We start from the raw sequence: 16,927 nt of genomic DNA, 5'->3' as shown, positions 1-16,927 counted from the left end.
GTTTTCGGGCTTTTTGACCCATCTTCGGCGCGGCGGTAGTCTGGTCCGCTGTTGCCTTCACCCACGTGTGCTGACCGTGTGCGGCGACCGCGAACAGCCAGATCGCACGACAGCTAGACCGCACGACGAAGACCCGCACGAACAACACAGCGTGAACGACCGACAGAATCACCTCGAACAAACGGAAGCTGGTCAAGGACCGTGTCTACGTACAGCCCCAAGCCTGGCGAGATCACCAGGCACTGGCATGTCATCGATGCCAACGACGTCGTCCTGGGGCGTCTCGCCGTCACCGCCGCGACCTTGCTCCGCGGCAAGCACAAGCCGACCTTCGCCCCGCACGTCGACGGCGGCGACTTCGTCGTCATCGTCAACGCGTCGAAGATCGCGCTCGGCGGGGCCAAGCGGACCGACAAGTTCTACCACCGGCACTCCGGCCGTCCTGGCAGCCTGACCTCGATCGCCGCGGGTGACCTGCTGGCCAAGGACCCGCGTCAGGTCGTCGAGCTTGCCGTCTGGGGCATGCTGCCGAAGAACCGGCTGAGCCGCCAGCTGATCAAGAAGCTGAAGGTCTACGGCGGGCCCGACCACCCGCACTCGGCCCAGCAGCCGCAGGAGTACCAGATCACCCAGGTCGCCCAGTGACCGTGAGTACAGTGACCGGCACTGCCCTCACCACGCAGCACGTGACGTTCGACGCCAGCAGCAAAGACCACCAGAGCATGAGGATCAAGAGTGTCTGACACCGCCACCGAGACCACTCCCGACGAGGTCACGCCCTTCGTCGACGAGGACCGCGAGATCGCCTACCGTTCCGAGGCTGCCCCGCAGACCTCGTTCGGCCCGTCCGGTCGGCCCGCCGTCGTGGCCCCCGCCGGGGCGACCGGTCGTCGTAAGGAAGCCATCGCGCGCGTCCGGATCACCCCGGGCAACGGTCAGTGGGTCATCAACGGCCGCACGCTCGAGGACTACTTCCCCAACAAGGTGCACCAGCAGATCGTGGCCGAGCCGTTCTCGACCGCGGCCGTGCCCGGTTCCTACGACGTGATCGCCCGCATCCACGGTGGCGGCGTCACCGGCCAGGCCGGCGCCCTCCGTCTCGGCATCGCCCGCTGCCTGAACTCCGTGGACGAGGAGGCGAGCCGCGCTTCGCTGAAGAAGGCCGGCATGCTGACCCGTGACTCGCGGATCAAGGAGCGCAAGAAGGCTGGCCTCAAGAAGGCCCGTAAGGCGCCTCAGTACAGCAAGCGCTGACGTCACGACAGGCGCGGCATGGGCCGGCTGTTCGGTACTGACGGTGTTCGGGGCCGGGCCAACGAGGCGCTGACCGCCGAGCTGGCCCTGCAGCTCTCGGTGGCGGCGGCCCACGTGCTGGCCGAGACCGGTGAGTTTGCCGGTCGTAAGCCGTGTGCCGTCGTCGGTCGGGACCCGCGGGCCTCGGGGGAGTTCCTCGAGGCCGCTGTGGTCGCCGGGCTCGCGAGCGCCGGGGTGGACGTCGTCCGCCTCGGCGTTCTGCCTACTCCAGGGGTGGCCTACCTCACCGGAGCCACCGGAGCCGACCTCGGCGTCATGTTGTCGGCCAGCCACAACCCGATGCCCGACAACGGCATCAAGTTCTTCGCCCGCGGTGGCAGCAAGCTCGACGACACCCTCGAGGACGCGATCGAGGACCGGCTCGACGACGCGTGGTCGCGGCCCACCGGGGCAGCAGTCGGCCGGGTCTCCGACGACCTGTCGCTGGTCGAGAGCTACGTCGCTCACGTGGTCAACAGCGTCGGGCCCGTCAGCCTTGACGGCATCACCGTCGTCGTCGACTGCGCGAACGGGGCCGCCTCCATGGCCGGCCCGGCGGCGTTCGAGGCCCAGGGTGCGACGGTGGTCCGGATTCACGCCGAGCCCGACGGCACCAACATCAACGAGAACTGCGGTTCCACCCACATGGACTCCCTCCGCGAGGAGGTGCTGGCCCGGCACGCCGATATCGGCATCGCGCTCGACGGGGACGCCGACCGCTGTCTCGCGGTGGACGCCGCCGGCCGGATCGTCGACGGCGACCAGATCCTCGCCGTCCTCGCCCTCGCACTGCGCGAGTCCGGCCGGCTCAAGCACGACACGGTGGTGGCCACGGTGATGAGCAACCTCGGCTTCGTGCATGCGATGCAGGCGCAGGGGTTGACGGTCGAACAGACCCGGGTGGGGGACCGCTACGTGCTCGAGTCGATGCGCAAGGGTGGCTTCTACCTCGGCGGCGAGCAGTCGGGCCACGTGGTGATGATGGAGCACGCCACCACGGGCGACGGCGTGCTGACCGGTCTGCACCTGATGAGCCGGATGGCCACCAGCGGCAGGACCCTCGCCCAGCTCGCGTCGGTGATGACCCGGCTGCCTCAGGTGCTGGTCAACGTGCCAGGCGTGGACAAGTCCCGCGCCGACAGCGACCCGGTGCTCTCGGCTGCCGTGGCCGAGGAGTCGGCCCTGCTCGGTCACTCGGGCCGGGTGCTGCTGCGCCCCTCCGGTACGGAGTCGCTGGTCCGGGTGATGGTCGAGGCAGAGACCTTCGACCAGGCCAACGATGTGGCCCACCGGCTCGCCGACGTGGTGAAGACCTCCCTGTCGCTCTGAGCCCGGCTGCTGCCCGGCACAGTCGCCGAGGTCCTGCCGTCCGCGCTCGCGGGTCAGGATCTACGCCGGTGTGAGTCCTGCGGAGCCTGGGGTCACGGACCGGGTCAGCGCTCCCGGCCGAAGGCTGGCGTTTCGTCATCTCCGCCTAGGCATGGCCAAAGGCTAATGGTGGCTGCGGCGCGTGTGCGGTGAACTTCTGTTGCGGAACAACCCGCAGGGTCCTCGGATCCAAGCAACAGAAAGGACTGCTTCTGCCGGTTCTGATCTCGCGGCAGACGGCCCCAGCGGCCGTCGTCGCCCTACTCGCCACCGTCGGCTCGGCGCTGGGCGCAGCGGCCAGTGACATCGTCGCGGGATGCTCACCGGTGGCACGGCGGGCAGCTACGCGTTGGCCACCAAGATCGTCGACGCCATCATGGCTGGCGCCACCGCGGCGGCGATCGTTGGGCTCTTGCTCACCGGCGGTCTCGGGGCCGGCGTCATCGCCGTTATCGGCTGGGCCATCGGGTCCGGTCTTGCCCGTCGCTGCGAAGGATCCAGGGCACCGCCCCTGGTCGGAGCTGATCCCGATAACCCCTCACGAATCTCGGCGTGGCGCTGCTGCCGTTCGCCGCTTTCGGGCTGGCGGGCCTGCTGTGCGCTGCGGTGGCCGGCTTGCTTCCGACCGTGCACACCCTCGTTCTAGCTGGAGCGGTGGACGACTTATGCCCAACCCCGCAGCAGCCGGGCGGGTTTGTCTCGCTGGTCTGCGTCTGTCCTGTCCATGGTGCGCGGCGGCAGTTGTGTTGGTCGCTGTCGGCGCCTTCCTTGAGGTCTTCGGAGGTCTCCCACGATGAAGCAACATCTCCATGGTGTACTCGGCCCCTTCGCGGTGGTCACCAATCTCGCACTCGTGACTGCTGCCCTGGTGCATCGGCGGCCCATGTTCGACCAGACTCTGCACACCGCCGGACTACAGGTCGACAGTGACCAATGGGGTCTGGCTGTGAATGCGGCTCTGGCCGTGGTGGTCCTGGGTACGGCCCTGGTGTACGTACTGGTTCGAGGTCTCGGACGTGCGGTGGACGCGGCCATCGAGCGGCGGATCGCCGTACCGACCCGGCTGGCCAGCCGGGTGTTGGACGTCACAACCGCTGCCCTCCAGCTGGAGAAGACGCATTGAACACCGCCTCCAGCAGCCTCCGTCCAGCCCTGCGCGGCCTCCAGCTGGCCACCACGCTGGGATCCGTCGTCCTGCTGCTCGCCGCTGCGGTGGCTGGGTCGCTCTGGGACCAGCAGCCGCAGTTCCCGCCGCCCGCGGCCAACGAACTGTTGCTGAGCTTGCGGAGGTTGGCCGCGATCACCTTCGGGGTCCTGGGGCTCGCGACGCTGCCGTGGGCCTTCCGTCCTGCCATCGTGCCCATGGCTGGCGTGGGCCTGCATGTGCTCGCCCTGGTGACGGCGGTCTGCACGGTGGCCGTGCTGCGGGGTGAATTGCTGGCCCCCCTGTTTTGGCTCCCGGTAGCTTCGTCCGCTGCGGCATGCGTGGCCGTCGTCTGGGCGGCTGCCCGACCAGGCCCACGGCGGTCCTGATGTCGGTTCTCCCGAGGTCCTCGGACCCTCGCCTCGCGGTGACCGCACGCCCCGCGGCCTTGGGCGTCCGCCAGGTCTGGTTGGCCGATGCGCTGCGCTGGTGCCGGCGCAACCAGGTGCCCGCCTCTGTGCTCGGGCTGCGTCGGTGCGCGGCGGCGGTGGCCGCTCTGATCATGCTGGGAGGTGCGGCGGCACTCGTCGGTGTGGCCGCATTGCTGGGGATCGTGATGGCGGCGCTGACCGGTCGGCCGGGCGACCTCGCCGGGCTGCTGCCTTGGCTACTGCTGGTTGGTTGCGCTCGCCTGGTGGTGCTCGGGGTGCTCCCCGCCCAGCGCGCCGCAATCGCTCGACCGGCCGATGTTGACGTGCTGGACGCGTGCGAGGCGAGCCGGCTGACGGTGTGGCAGGCCCGGGTGCTGCTGCCCGGGATGACCGCGGCCGCGACGACAACGGTGCTAGCACTGGCCGTGGTGGCCCAGACCGAATCCGCGGTGCCTGCCGGCCTGGTTGCCTGGTGCCTGCTGCCCGTGCCGGTATCGGTCCTCAGCAGCCAGGTGAGCGCGCTGCTGGCGCGCTCCGGGCGTGAGCTTTCGGTCTGGGTTCTAGCTGTGCCAGCCGCGCTGCTCGGGCTGGCGCTCGGGCGGCAGCTGGGTCACTGGCTTCCGGCCGTGCCTCACTGGGACGACGCGACCGTGCTCCACCTGGTAGGTCGAGTCGCATCATCGGGCGTCGTGCTGACCGCGTTCGGCTGGGTGTTCCTCGGTGCTGGTGTGCTGGGTTGCGGTCTGACGTTCAGGTCGGTCATCCGAGAGTTGCGCGGACCATGGCCGGGGACGCTGGAGAGGCCCCAGCGCCCCGTGCGCTCAGTGCTTGCCGCTGAGGTGCGCCGCGGCCGACGGCTTGCCACCCGCGTCCACCGTCGCCTCGCGGGTGGCCTGGTGCTGGTGGCCGCGCTGTCGGGCGGACTCGCTGCCGCGCTCCCGTGGTGGAGTGGGCCGAGTGAAACGGTGATGATCGGTCTGGCCGGCACAGTCGGTCTCCTGCTGGCGGTCTCGGTTGTCGCGAGCCAAGGTCCGCTGGTACACGTTGACACCCTGCGGTGGTTGGTCGACGCGGGCCTTCCCGCGCAGCGTGTGGTGGCTCGCCACCTCAGTGAGACCCTGTGGCTTCTCGCCCCGACTCTGGTGCCCGTCAGCCTGGCCTTGGCGGTGGTGGGCCGGCTCTGGTGGCTCGCGCCGGTAGCCGTGCTCCTGGCGGTCTGCCTGCTGCTGGCCGCATGCTGGGCCGACCTGATCGATCCCACCCGCGAGCAGCAGCCCGATGGCACCACCGAGTCCGGTGTCGTGGCCGGCCTGCTGACGGCGCTGGTCTGCGGGCTGCTGGTCGCGCCGCACGCCCTGCTGCCGACATCGGCCGCGCTCGGCTGGGACCTGGTGGTCACGGCCGCCGTCGCTGTCGTCGCACGCCGACGGCTGTCGGCCGAACTTCATGCTGCATCGCCCCTGTCACCAGTCGTCTAACCATCCGCGCACCGCAGAACCCCAAGGAGCCCTTGGTGACCTCGACCGATCATGCCGTCGTGTGGACGGATCAGCTGAGTGTCGGCTACCGACCCGGGCGTGAGGTGCTGACCAAGCTGGACGTGCACCTGCCGTCGGGTCTCGGTCAGCTGCGCGGAGCCAACGGCTCCGGAAAATCGACGTTGGTCGAGGTGTTGGCTGGTCGGCTGGACCCCTGGACAGGCGGGGCCGGTCTCTACGGCCGTGATGTTCGGACCGCCCGTCCGCTCCGGCGCGTGTGCCGCAGCCGACCGGCGCTCTACCCCACGCTCACCCTGCGCGAGCACCTCCAGCTACTCGCCGACGCCCGTGTCGTGGAATTGGCGGACGCGCTGATGAGGTGTGAGCGCTACGGAGTGGGCCCTTGGCTGGACGTACCGTCGGATCAGCTCTCTACCGGGAACCTGCGCAAAGCCTGGATCGTGCTGTGCACCGTCCCGACGGTGCCGCTCTGGCTGATGGACGAGCCGTTCAACGGGCTGGATGAGTCGGGCGCTGCGGTGCTGGTCGCTGAGATCGGCGAGCGGGTCGCCGCGGGGCTCGACGTCGTTCTGGTCGCCCATCAGATGCCGCCGGGGCTGACGCCCACCACCGTGGTCGAGCTGCCCAGCCGCAGCCTCGTTGAGGCTGGAGATCCCCGATGATCCGCGCGCAGCACCTGACGAAGAGCTGGCAGGGCCGAAGTGTGGTGGACGATCTGTCCTTCGACGTGCCTGCCGGTCAGGTGACAGGGCTGGTGGGTCCCAACTGCGCAGGTAAGACCACCACGCTCAAGATGCTGCTTGGTCTTGTCCGATCTGACCTCGGTGTTGCGACGGTGGACGGCATGCACTACCGGGAACTGGGCTGTGCGACGACCGTCGTGGGTCGGCCCTCGACGGGGCTGACGGCGGTCGCCCGCCGGCCGTGCCGGCGTTTTTCGCTCGGCATGCGCAAGCGGGGCCGGCCGGGCGGTCGCTGCCGGGACGGTGAACGACATCGTGGCCCGCTTTGGCGCTCGTCGTCTGGAGGTGCAGGTGCTACCCGAGGATTGCTCAGACCTTACGGATGCGGACCCACTTGACGTGGTGGTCGGAGTCCTTGCGCAGGATGGCGGTGGCCCGGCCGCGGGTGGGCCGGATGTTCTGCACCAGGTTGGGTCCGTTGATCGTGTCCCAGACCTCGCGCGCCTGATGAATAGCCTGGTCGGCGCTCAGCTCGCCGTACCGGGTGAAGTAGGAGCGCGGATCGCGGAAGGCGGTCTCGCGCAGCGAGAGGAAGCGGTTCACGTACCAGTCGCGGACGTCGTCGGGGTCGGCGTCGACGTAGACGGAGAAGTCGAAGAAGTCGCTGACGGCCAGGCCGGTGGTGCCGTCGGGGTGGACCCGGGCCGGCTGCAGCACGTTCAGGCCCTCGATGATCACGATGTCGGGGCGGTGCAGCACGACGGCGGTGTCCGGCACGATGTCGTAGACGAGGTGGCTGTAGACGGGTGCGCTGATCTCCTCGCGACCCGACTTCACGTCCATCACGAACCGCAGCAGCGCCCGCCGGTCGTAGGACTCGGGGAAGCCCTTGCGCTGCATCAGCCCCCGCCGCTGCAGCTCAGCGTTGGGATAGAGGAAGCCGTCGGTGGTCACCAGATCAACGCGGGGGTGCTCCGGCCACGCGGCCAGCAGCTCGCGCAACAGCCGGGCGGTGGTGGACTTGCCGACCGCCACAGACCCCGCGATGCCGATCACGAACGGGGTCCGGTCGACCGAGAGCCGCAGGAACTCACTCGTCGACCGGTGCAGCTCACCGGTGTGCAGCACGTACTTCGTCAGCAGTCGGCTCAGCGGCACGTACACCTCGCGTACGTCCAGCAGGCTCGTCGGGTCGCCGAGCCCTCGCACCCGCTCGAGCGCGGCCGCGTCCAGGCTCAGGTCCGTCTGCTCCGCCAGGGCCGCCCAGTCGGCGCGGCTGCGCTCCACGTACGGTCCGAAGACCCGTGCTTCGGACGGCATGGGCAGAAATCTAGTGCGTGCGACTGAGGTGGCGGACCCGTTGCGTCAGAGCCGGGCGGGTCGCGTCGCAGCAGGTAAGGTTCCGCGCATGTGCGGAATCGTCGGCTACGTCGGTCCCCAGGCGGCCGTCGACGTCGTCGTCGGCGGTCTCCGACGCTTGGAGTACCGCGGCTACGACTCGGCCGGGGTGGCCATCGTCGCGGACGGCGCCCTGCACCTGGCCAAGAAGGCCGGCAAGCTGGGCAACCTCGAGAAGGAGCTGGCCGACCGGCCGATACCGGCCACGGGCCTCGGGATCGGGCACACCCGCTGGGCCACGCACGGCGGTCCGAACGACGTCAACGCCCACCCGCACCTGTCCTCCGACCAGCGGGTGGCCGTGGTGCACAACGGCATCATCGAGAACTACGTCCTGCTGCGCGACGAGCTGGTGGCGGCCGGGATCACCATGGTCTCCGAGACCGACACCGAGGTCGTCGCCCACCTGCTCGGTCAGCGGGTGTCGGCGGGCGACCGGCTGGACGATGCGATGCGAGCCGTCTGCACCCGCCTGGACGGCACCTTCACCCTCGTCGCCGTGGACAGCCACGACCCGACCGCGGTCGTCGCCGCCCGCCGCAACTCCCCGCTGGTCCTCGGGGTCGGCACGGGGGAGAACTTCCTCGCCTCCGACGTCGCCGCCTTCATCGAGCACACCCGCGAGGCCGTCGAGCTGGGCCAGGACCAGGTCGTCCGGATCACCGCCGACGACTTCGAGGTGACCACCTTCGACGGGCAGCCCGCTTCGGTCCGGCCGTTCCACGTCGACTGGGACCTCTCCGCCGCCGAGAAGGGTGGCTACGACTGGTTCATGCGCAAGGAGATCTACGAGCAGCCGCAGGCGGTGGCCGACACGCTGCTCGGCCGCTACGACGCGAGCTCCCGGCTGACGCTGGACGAGATCCGGATCAGCGAGAACGAGCTGCGCAGCGTGGACAAGATCGTGATCATCGCCTGCGGCACCGCGTTCTACGCCGGGATGGTCGCCAAGTACGCGATCGAGCACTGGACCCGGATCCCGTGTGAGGTCGAGCTGGCGAGCGAGTTCCGCTACCGCGACCCGATCGTCGGGCCGACCACGCTCGTCGTCGCGATCAGCCAGTCCGGTGAGACCGCCGACACCTTGATGGCGATCCGGCACGCCCAGGAGCAGCGCGCCCGGGTGCTCGCGATCTGCAACACCAACGGGTCGACCATCCCGCGCGAGGCCGACGCGGTGATCTACACCCACGCCGGGCCCGAGATCGGGGTGGCCTCGACGAAGGGCTTCCTGACCCAGCTGGTCGCCTGCTACCTGCTGGGGCTCTACCTGGCGCAGGTGCGGGGCACGAAGTTCGGCGACGAGATCGCGGCGGTGATGACCGAGCTGGCCACGATGCCGGACGCGATCGCGGCCGTGCTCGCCGACATCCAGCCCGTCCTCGACCTCGCGGCGGAGTTCGTGGACGCGCCATCGGTGCTCTTCCTCGGCCGGCACGTCGGCTATCCAGTCGCGTTGGAGGGGGCGCTCAAGCTCAAGGAGCTGGCTTACATCCACGCCGAGGGCTTCGCCGCCGGTGAGCTGAAGCATGGGCCGATCGCCCTGCTCGAGGCCGGGCTGCCCGTCTTCGCGGTCGTGCCACCCAAGGGCCGCGACATGCTGCACGCCAAGGTGCTGTCCAACCTGCAGGAGGTACGAGCCCGTGGCGCCCGTACGGTCGTGCTCGCCGAAGAAGATGATCATGACGTCACCGCCTACGCCGACGTGCTGATCCGCCTCCCGCGGGTCTCCACCCTGCTGCAGCCGCTGGTGGCCACCGTGCCGCTACAGGTCTTCGCCTGCGAGCTGGCCAGCCGTAAGGGCCACGACGTCGACCAGCCCCGCAACCTGGCGAAGTCGGTCACGGTCGAGTGATCGTCGGGGTGGGGATCGACGTCTGCGACGTCAGCCGCTTTGCCACGGCGGTCTCCCGCCGGCCCGGGATGGTCACCCGGCTGTTCACCCCGGCCGAGGCCGAGCGGCCCGTGGCCTCCCAAGCCGCCCGGTTCGCGGCCAAAGAAGCGCTCGCCAAGGCGCTCGGTGCCCCGTCCGGCCTGTCCTGGTTGGATTGTGAGGTGCTCACTGATGATCTTGGTCGGCCGTCGTTCAAGATCATCGGCACGGTCGCGGCCCGCGCTGCCGAGCTGGGCATCGGCAGCATCCACCTCTCGTTGTCCCACGACGCCGGCATCGCCTCGGCGATGGTGGTGTGCGAGTCATGACTTCGCTCGCCGCGAGGGCTGGAACTCGCTTCGCTCGTACGGCCTGGTCGTGACCTCTTTCGCCTACCGCGCCGACCAGGTGCGCGCCCTGGAGCAGGCCGTGATGGCGGTCGAAGGGCCGAACGTGCTGATGCAGCGGGCCGCCCATGGCCTGGCCCGCAGTGCCCTCGACCTGCTACGCCAGATCCGCGGCTCGGTCTACGGCGCCCGCGTCGTGATCCTGGCCGGGACCGGCAACAACGCCGGCGACGCGCTGTACGCCGGGGCCCGGCTGGCCCGTCGGGGCGTCCGGGTGACCGCGGTGCTCTGCCTCGGCCGGACGCACGAGGCCGGATTGGCCGCACTGCTCGCCGCCGGCGGGGTCCTGCGCTCGGCCGAGGAGGCCGGGTTGGTCAACCTGGGCGCGGTGCCACGGCCGCCGATCGATCTCTTCGTCGACGGCATCCTCGGGATCGGCGGCCGGGCCGGGCTGACCGCCCCGCTGACGGATTTCGTCGCGGTGACCGGACGCTGGTCGATCCCCCTCCTGGCTGTCGACCTCCCGTCCGGGGTCGACACCGACACCGGAGCGGTGCCCGGACCGGCGATCCAGGCCACCCGGACGGTGACCTTCGGCGTGCTCAAGCCCTGTCACCTGGTCGAACCGGCGCGCAGCCGGTGCGGTGAGATCGAGCTGGTCGACATCGGGCTGGACGATGCCGACCCCAACGAGCTGCCCGTTCTTCAAGGCCTGTCCGACGACGTCCTGGCCCAGGCCTGGCCATACCCGCCGGCCGACGGCGACAAGTACGCGCGGGGCGTCGTCGGCATTGACACCGGTTCGGACACCTATCCGGGCGCAGCAGTCCTGTCCACCTACGGCGCGGTCTACGCCGGCGCCGGCATGGTCCGCTTTCTCGGCTCAGAGCGGCCGGCGCAGATCATCGGCGCGCAGCTGCCCAGCGTCGTTTTCTCTCCCGGTCGGGTCCAGGCCAACCTGTTCGGGTCTGGCTGGGGCGACCGCGCGGACGGTCGCGACGTGCTGCTCCGTGCCGCTGAAGAGGGCCTGCCGGCCGTCGTCGACGCGGACGGGTTGCGCTACCTGCCGGACCGCTGTCCGGAAGAGTGGCTGCTGACCCCGCACGCCGGCGAGCTGGCGCGGCTGCTCGACGTGCCGCGGAGCAAGGTCGAGGCTGACCCGCTGCGCGCCGTCCGGGCTGGTGCCGAGCAGACCGGCGCCACCGTGCTGCTCAAGGGCGCCACCCAGCTGGTCGCTCGGCCCGACCGCGACACCGTCTTCGTCGCCCGGCCCGGCCCGGCCTGGACCGCCCAGGCCGGTTCCGGAGACGTGCTGGCCGGTGTCTGTGCAGCTCTGCTGGCCGCCGTGCATCGGCCGCAGTACGCCGGACAGCTGGGTGCGTCGATTCAAGCGGCCGCCGCCGAGGCCCATCCCGGAGCCGTCCCGCCGCAGGAGCTGGCCAGAGCCATCGGGTCGCTGCTCGGTGACCTGCAGCGTCGCCGCGACGAGCTGGTGCGCCGCAGGTGGTGACGGAGCTGATCGACCCCGGCACCGCGCGCGCCGACATCGACCTCGACGCCTTCCGGGCCAACATTGCGGCCCTCCGCGGGGTTGTGGGCGAGGCGACCCTGATGGTCGTGGTCAAGGCGGACGCGTACGGCCACGGCATGCTGCGCTGCGCTGCCGCAGCCCGCGCCGCCGGCGTCGAGTGGCTCGGGGTGGCCACCCCCGGGGAAGCGATCGCGTTGCGGGAGGCCGGTGACGATGGCCGCGTGTTGGCCTGGCTCTACGGCGTCAACGAGGACCTGACGCCGCTCGTGGCCGCCGACGTCGACGTCTCGCTGCAGTCCCCGGACCAGGTCTCCCGAGCGGTGGCCGCCGCGGCGGTGACCGAGCGGCGGGCGCGGGTCCACCTCAAGGTCGACACCGGGCTCTCCCGCAACGGCGCCGAGCCGGCCGGGTGGGGTGAGCTGTTCGCCGCCGCCGCCGAGGCCGAGCAGGTCGGTGCGCTCGAGGTGGTCGCCGTCTGGTCGCATCTCGCCGCCGCCGACGAACCCGGCCACCCCTCGGTCGAGGTCCAGGTCGCGGCGTTCGAGCGGGCCTGCGCCGAGGCGCGGGCGGCCGGCCTGCGACCACAGCTGCGGCACCTGGCCAACTCGGCCGGCGCCCTGCTGCTGCCTCAGGCCCGCTACGACCTGGTCCGGGTCGGCATCGCCGCGTACGGGGTCGAGCCGGCGCCCGGACTCGCTGCGTTGGCCGGGGTCGAGCTGCGACCGGTGATGACGCTGCGCGCGACCCTGGCGAACGTCAAGCCGATCCCGGCCGGCGCGGGCGTCTCGTACGGCTGGGTCTGGACCGCCCCCGGGCGCACCACCGTGGGCCTGGTCCCGCTCGGCTACGCCGACGGCATCCCCCGACACGCCGGCAACCGCGCCGAGGTCGCCTTCGGCGCCGGTCGCGCGCCGGTGCGCGGCCGGATCTGCATGGACCAGCTCGTCGTCGAGCTCGGCCCCGACGCGGACGCCGAACCCGGGGCGGAGGTCGTCCTCTTCGGTCCCGGCGACGCCGGTGAGCCGACGGCGGCCGAGTGGGCGGTCTGGTGCGACACGATCGGCTACGAGATCGTCACCCGGATCGGCGCCCGGGTGCCGCGCCGCTACCTCGACCAGGGGTCGGTCTCCTGACGCGGGCGGCGGTGGCCGAGACCGCCCTGGTCGCCGGCGTGCTGGCGCTCGCCGCCGGTGGCGTGGTCGCGGGTCGCGAGCTCGAACGCCGCCTCGTCACGGCCCGGATCCACGCGCGGCACGCAGCGGAGGACGACGGCGGCGGGGTGTCCTACTTTTCCCTGCAGTCACCCGGGCCGGACGTCACCACCCCCGACGGCGTCGTGCTGCACACCGAGATCGACCCGCCGGCGGACCCCGAGGACGACCTGACGGTGGTGTTCGTGCACGGCTACGCGCTCAGCCTGGAGTGCTGGCACTTCCAACGGGTGCACCTCCGCCAGCTCGGGGCGAACCGGCCGCGCGCCGTCCTCTACGACCAGCGCTCCCACGGCCGGTCGACCCGGTCCGCGCCCGAGCGTTGCCGGCTGCCTGTATTGACCGACGACCTCGTCCAGGTGCTCGAGGAGGTGGTGCCACCCGGTCCGGTCGTCCTGGTCGGGCACTCGATGGGCGGGATGACGATCATGCGGCTGGCCCAGACCCGGCCTGAGCTCTTCGGCAGCCGGGTGCTGGGGGTGGCCCTGTTCTCGACCGCGGCGGGGGAGATGGCGGACTACTCGCCGCTCCCGGCCATTCCGGGACGGATGTTCTCGAGCGTCGCGCCCGGGTTGCTTGCGGCGCTGAACCGGCTGCCGCGGCTGGTGGAGCGCCGGGGCTCCGGTTCTGACCTCAGCTATCTGGTGACGCGGCGAATGTCGTACGGCTCCGCGGTCGGCGTGGACGAGGTCGAGTTCATGAGCGAGATGCTGAGCCGGACGCCGCTGGAGGTGCTGACCGACTTCTACCCCGCCTTTGCCGAGCTGGACGAGTACCGCGCGCTCGAGGTGCTCCGTCGGGTCGAGGCGGCCGTCGTCGGCGGCGAGAACGACCTGATCCTCCCCATCGAGCGCACCGAGCGGATCCGCGAGCTGCTGCCCGAGGCGGACGCGCGCTGCCTCCCCGCCTGCGGTCACATGGGAATGATCGAGCACCCCGACGTGTTCAACACCGTGCTCGACCAGCTCGTGCAGCGGGTTCGGGACCGTTCTCTCCGGGAGACCTGAGCGGCGATTCTCGAATCGGCGGCACAACTGGTAATATTTGACCTTCCGGCTGCTCCACAGTTCGGACACCGCGCGCTCCCGACGGAGAATGCGCTCGTAGGCTCGTCTTCCCACCTCACCACAGATGGTTCGGGCGTTGACGTGCCTGAACCAAGGTCCGCATCGCCGGACAGAAGTGTGAGTTCCATGCCTGCCAGCAAGCCCCCCTCTCGATCCAACACCGCCAAGTCTCGCGGGCCGAAGTCCTTCAAGTCCGACGGCACCGAGAAGAAGCGCTGGAGCTCCAGCGAACGCAAGGAGCGCGGCCACGACCCCCGTCGTCGTGGCGGCCAGCCGGCCACCACCTGGGGTACGTCCCGTCCGGAGCGTCGCGAGGACGTCCGTCCCGAGCGGCGCAGCGACAGCGTCCGTAGCGCCGGCCCGGCCCGCGACGACCGTCGCCCCTCCTCGGCCCGCGACGACCGGCCCCGCTGGGAGAACCGCAGCGACGACCGTCGTCCCTCGACCGATCGCAACGACCGTCGCCCCGCCTTCAACCGGGACGACCGCCCCGCCTTCAACCGGGACGACCGCCCCGCCTTCAACCGGGACGACCGTCGTCCGTCGAACGATCGGGATGAGCGTCGCCCGTCGTTCAACCGGGACGACCGCCCCTCGTACAAGCGGGACGACCGCCCCTCGTACAACCGGGACGACCGCCCCTCGTACAACCGGGATGACCGTCGTCCGTCGAACGATCGGGATGAGCGTCGTCCGTCGTTCAACCGCGACGACCGGCCGTCGTTCAGCCGGGACAGCCGACCGCGCTGGGAGAACCGGACCGACGACCGCCGCCCGGCCCGTAGCGACGACCGCCGCCCGTCGTTCGACCGGGACGACCGCCGCCCGTCGTTCGACCGGGACGACCGTCGCCCCAGTTTCAACCGGGACGACCGTCCCGCCGTCAACCGCGACGACCGTCGCCCCACGTTCAACCGGGACGACCGTCCCCGTTCGGAGAACCGCAGTGAGCACGTCCGTACCAGCCCTCGCGACGACCGTCGCACTGACGACCAGCCGGAGCGCGAAGTGAGCGCCCCCACCGTGGCCGCTCCCGTCGCCGCCCCGACCTCGACCTCCGGCGACTTCGCCGGCCTCGGTCTGCCGCCCGCCCTGGTGAGCGCGCTCACCGCCGGCGGCATCACCAGCCCCTTCCCGATCCAGACCGCGACCATCCCGGACGCACTCAAGGGTCGTGACGTCCTCGGCCGCGGCCAGACCGGTTCGGGCAAGACGCTCGCCTTCGGTCTGCCGATGGTGACCCGCCTCTCCGGCGGCACCAGCACCCAGCCCCGCGGCCTCGTGCTCGTCCCGACCCGCGAGCTGGCCATGCAGGTCACCGACGTGCTCACCCCGCTGGCCCGCACTGCCGGCCTGTCGACGGTGCTGATCGCCGGCGGCATGTCCTACACCCCGCAGCTGCGCGCCTTCCAGCGTGGCGTCGACATCGTCGTCGCCACCCCGGGCCGGCTGATCGACCTGATGGACCAGAACGCGGTCGACCTGACCCGCGTCGAGGTCGTCGTGCTCGACGAGGCCGACCACATGGCCGATCTCGGCTTCATGCCGGCGGTCACCCAGATCCTCGACACCGTCCCTGCCGGCGGTCAGCGGATGCTCTTCTCCGCCACGCTCGACGGCGCGATCGACCGGCTCGTCCGGCGCTACCTGAGCAACCCGGTCACCCACGAGGTCGACTCGAGCCAGGCCAGCGTCACCACGATGGCCCACCACCTGGTCTACGTCGCCCCGCACGACAAGGCGACCCTGACCGCCGAGATCGCCGGTCGCGGCGGCCGTACGGTCGTCTTCGTCCGCACCCAGCGCGGCGCCGACCGTGTCGCCGAGCAGCTGCGGGACGCCGGCGTGATGGCCGGGGCCCTGCACGGTGGCCTCACCCAGGGCGCCCGGACGCGGATCCTGTCGGTCTTCAAGGAGGGCGACCTGCCCGTCCTCGTCGCCACCGACGTCGCGGCCCGCGGCATCCACGTCGACGAGGTGGGCCTGGTCCTCCAGGTCGACCCGCCGGCCGGTCCCAAGGAGTACCTGCACCGCGCCGGCCGTACGGCCCGCGCCGGTGGCACCGGCGTCGTCGTCACGCTCGCGCTGCCGCATCAGCGTCGCGAGATGACCCGGCTCACCTCCCAGGCCGGCGTCAAGCCCGAGTCGCTCACCGGCCAGCCCGGCGATGCGGCGGTCGCCACCATCACCGGTGCGCGTCAGCCGAGCGGTGTCCCGGTCTCCTCCGTCGACTACGAGCGGCTGATCGCTCCGCCGCGCAGCAACCGCAAGCCCTTCGGTGGCGACCGCGGCTCCCGCGGCCCGCGTTCCCGCTCCGGCGGCTACGAGGGCAAGCGCAGCGGACCGCGTCGCAGCTTCGACCGCTGACCTCACCCGGTCAGTCGAGCAGACCCGCTCGGCACTGAACAACACACAGGCTCCCGGCTGTTGCCGGGAGCCTGTGGCGTTTCCGGCCGCTGACCGATGCTCCGCAGATCCCCGGCGGGCACCGACATCAGCCCCGGACGCTCAGCCAGGGAGCACTGGTCAGCGCTCGACGCTGGGTCAGCAGTTGACCTGGTCGACCCGGTTGACCTTGAAGTCCCAGCTCGACCCCGGCGTGACGTAGGCGTAGGGGCTGTTGCCGATGAAGCAGACGCGGCCGACGCGGTAGAAGGCCTGGAACTTGATCGTCTGGTTGGCCGGGAGGTTCCACCGCTCACAGCCGTTGACGCTGCCGGCGTCAGTACCGATGTTCTGCCACGCCTGAGCGGCCGCATTCCATTGCTGCGCGTACGTCGTGTACGTGTAGGGGCTCCCGTTCGGGTGCCGGAAGCACACGGTTCCCGACTGCGTCGCGGCCGAGGCCGGCACGGCGAGTCCGACGACGCCGAGGGCCGAGGCCGCCACCGCGATCGCCGACCGGATGAGCAGCCGACGGACGTGGCGACGGGGCTGACGAGTGGTGGGGGTGGTAGCGGTGGTGTTCATGTCGTTCTCCTTGAGTAGCGGGTGGTTGACCTGAACACGATCCTGTGGCCACCCGCTTACGGCGCACTTAAGCGATTCTTATCGAGCAGAATGGGTGGCTCCGATAGAAGGT

General features: G+C 70.7%; 16 protein-coding genes. 14 read left to right on the top strand and 2 right to left on the bottom strand.

Annotation, left to right across the window (positions count from 1 at the left end):
• Positions 1-201: 201 nt before the first annotated feature.
• The 8 genes from rplM to ACFE76_RS00755 all read left to right on the top strand — a co-directional run bounded on the left by rplM (position 202) and on the right by ACFE76_RS00755 (position 6,816).
• Positions 202-645 carry a 50S ribosomal protein L13 gene (rplM, locus tag ACFE76_RS00790; RefSeq protein WP_375429824.1) on the top strand — a complete coding sequence of 148 codons (444 nt, stop codon included), beginning with the start codon at positions 202-204 and terminating at the stop codon, positions 643-645.
• A gap of 90 nt (positions 646-735) precedes the next feature.
• Positions 736-1,254, top strand: coding sequence for a 30S ribosomal protein S9 (gene rpsI, locus ACFE76_RS00785; protein ID WP_375429823.1), 519 nt, complete (start codon positions 736-738; stop codon positions 1,252-1,254).
• Positions 1,255-1,272: 18 nt separating this feature from the next.
• Positions 1,273-2,622, top strand: a complete 1,350-nt coding sequence (gene glmM / locus ACFE76_RS00780; protein WP_375429822.1) for a phosphoglucosamine mutase — start codon at positions 1,273-1,275, stop codon at positions 2,620-2,622.
• A gap of 922 nt (positions 2,623-3,544) precedes the next feature.
• Positions 3,545-3,784 (top strand): hypothetical protein, encoded by a 240-nt coding sequence (locus tag ACFE76_RS00775; RefSeq protein WP_375429821.1) that lies wholly within the window; start codon positions 3,545-3,547, stop codon positions 3,782-3,784.
• Positions 3,781-4,194: a hypothetical protein gene (locus tag ACFE76_RS00770; RefSeq protein ID WP_375429820.1), complete on the top strand. Its 414-nt coding sequence runs from the start codon at positions 3,781-3,783 to the stop codon at positions 4,192-4,194. The genes ACFE76_RS00775 and ACFE76_RS00770 overlap by 4 nt, the downstream gene beginning before the upstream one ends.
• Positions 4,195-4,232: 38 nt before the next feature.
• Entirely contained in the window at positions 4,233-5,714 is a 1,482-nt protein-coding gene (locus ACFE76_RS00765; RefSeq protein ID WP_375429819.1) for a hypothetical protein, read from the top strand.
• Positions 5,715-5,749: 35 nt separating this feature from the next.
• On the top strand, positions 5,750-6,397 hold the full coding sequence (locus ACFE76_RS00760; protein WP_375429818.1) for an ATP-binding cassette domain-containing protein: 648 nt from the start codon (positions 5,750-5,752) through the stop codon (positions 6,395-6,397).
• Positions 6,394-6,816, top strand: a complete 423-nt coding sequence (locus ACFE76_RS00755) for an ATP-binding cassette domain-containing protein (RefSeq protein WP_375429817.1) — start codon at positions 6,394-6,396, stop codon at positions 6,814-6,816. Before ACFE76_RS00760 ends, ACFE76_RS00755 begins: the two co-directional genes overlap by 4 nt.
• On the opposite strand, the gene coaA is transcribed toward ACFE76_RS00755, so the two are convergent.
• Positions 6,788-7,738 carry a type I pantothenate kinase gene (gene coaA, locus ACFE76_RS00750; RefSeq protein WP_375429816.1) on the bottom strand — a complete coding sequence of 317 codons (951 nt, stop codon included), beginning with the start codon at positions 7,736-7,738 and terminating at the stop codon, positions 6,788-6,790. The genes ACFE76_RS00755 and coaA overlap by 29 nt on opposite strands.
• An 88-nt stretch (positions 7,739-7,826) precedes the next feature.
• Here coaA and glmS point away from each other — a divergent pair, with 88 nt between their 5' ends.
• From glmS to ACFE76_RS00720, 6 genes are all read left to right on the top strand, one after another.
• Positions 7,827-9,671 carry a glutamine--fructose-6-phosphate transaminase (isomerizing) gene (gene glmS, locus ACFE76_RS00745; RefSeq protein ID WP_375429815.1) on the top strand — a complete coding sequence of 615 codons (1,845 nt, stop codon included), beginning with the start codon at positions 7,827-7,829 and terminating at the stop codon, positions 9,669-9,671.
• Positions 9,668-10,018: a holo-ACP synthase gene (locus ACFE76_RS00740; protein ID WP_375429814.1), complete on the top strand. Its 351-nt coding sequence runs from the start codon at positions 9,668-9,670 to the stop codon at positions 10,016-10,018. The genes glmS and ACFE76_RS00740 overlap by 4 nt, the downstream gene beginning before the upstream one ends.
• A gap of 49 nt (positions 10,019-10,067) precedes the next feature.
• Positions 10,068-11,546 carry an NAD(P)H-hydrate epimerase gene (locus ACFE76_RS00735; protein ID WP_375429813.1) on the top strand — a complete coding sequence of 493 codons (1,479 nt, stop codon included), beginning with the start codon at positions 10,068-10,070 and terminating at the stop codon, positions 11,544-11,546.
• Entirely contained in the window at positions 11,540-12,700 is a 1,161-nt protein-coding gene (gene alr, locus ACFE76_RS00730) for an alanine racemase (RefSeq protein WP_375429812.1), read from the top strand. The genes ACFE76_RS00735 and alr overlap by 7 nt, the downstream gene beginning before the upstream one ends.
• An 11-nt stretch (positions 12,701-12,711) precedes the next feature.
• Positions 12,712-13,785: an alpha/beta fold hydrolase gene (locus ACFE76_RS00725; protein WP_375429811.1), complete on the top strand. Its 1,074-nt coding sequence runs from the start codon at positions 12,712-12,714 to the stop codon at positions 13,783-13,785.
• Between the two features lie 186 nt (positions 13,786-13,971).
• Positions 13,972-16,212, top strand: coding sequence for a DEAD/DEAH box helicase (locus ACFE76_RS00720; protein ID WP_375429810.1), 2,241 nt, complete (start codon positions 13,972-13,974; stop codon positions 16,210-16,212).
• Positions 16,213-16,389: 177 nt separating this feature from the next.
• Here the strand turns inward: ACFE76_RS00720 and ACFE76_RS00715 are convergent, their stop codons facing one another.
• Entirely contained in the window at positions 16,390-16,815 is a 426-nt protein-coding gene (locus tag ACFE76_RS00715) for a hypothetical protein (RefSeq protein WP_375429809.1), read from the bottom strand.
• Between the last annotated feature and the right edge of the window lie 112 nt (positions 16,816-16,927).

It is taken from the genome of uncultured Friedmanniella sp. (genome assembly GCF_964244005.1).
Lineage (GTDB): Bacteria > Actinomycetota > Actinomycetes > Propionibacteriales > Propionibacteriaceae > Microlunatus.
The sequence above is the reverse complement of the archived record's forward strand: the minus strand, read 5'-3'. Positions and strand labels throughout refer to the sequence as shown.

Bases quoted from the DNA above. Each gene is read 5' to 3' on its own strand.
- glmM (WP_375429822.1), top strand. From the start codon at position 1,273: ATGGGCCGGCTGTTCGGTACTGACGGTGTTCGGGGCCGGGCCAACGAG.
- ACFE76_RS00775 (WP_375429821.1), top strand. From the start codon at position 3,545: ATGTTCGACCAGACTCTGCACACCGCCGGACTACAGGTCGACAGTGAC.
- ACFE76_RS00755 (WP_375429817.1), top strand. From the start codon at position 6,394: ATGATCCGCGCGCAGCACCTGACGAAGAGCTGGCAGGGCCGAAGTGTG.
- coaA (WP_375429816.1), bottom strand. From the start codon at position 7,738: ATGCCGTCCGAAGCACGGGTCTTCGGACCGTACGTGGAGCGCAGCCGC.
- glmS (WP_375429815.1), top strand. From the start codon at position 7,827: ATGTGCGGAATCGTCGGCTACGTCGGTCCCCAGGCGGCCGTCGACGTC.
- ACFE76_RS00720 (WP_375429810.1), top strand. From the start codon at position 13,972: ATGCCTGCCAGCAAGCCCCCCTCTCGATCCAACACCGCCAAGTCTCGC.
- ACFE76_RS00715 (WP_375429809.1), bottom strand. From the start codon at position 16,815: ATGAACACCACCGCTACCACCCCCACCACTCGTCAGCCCCGTCGCCAC.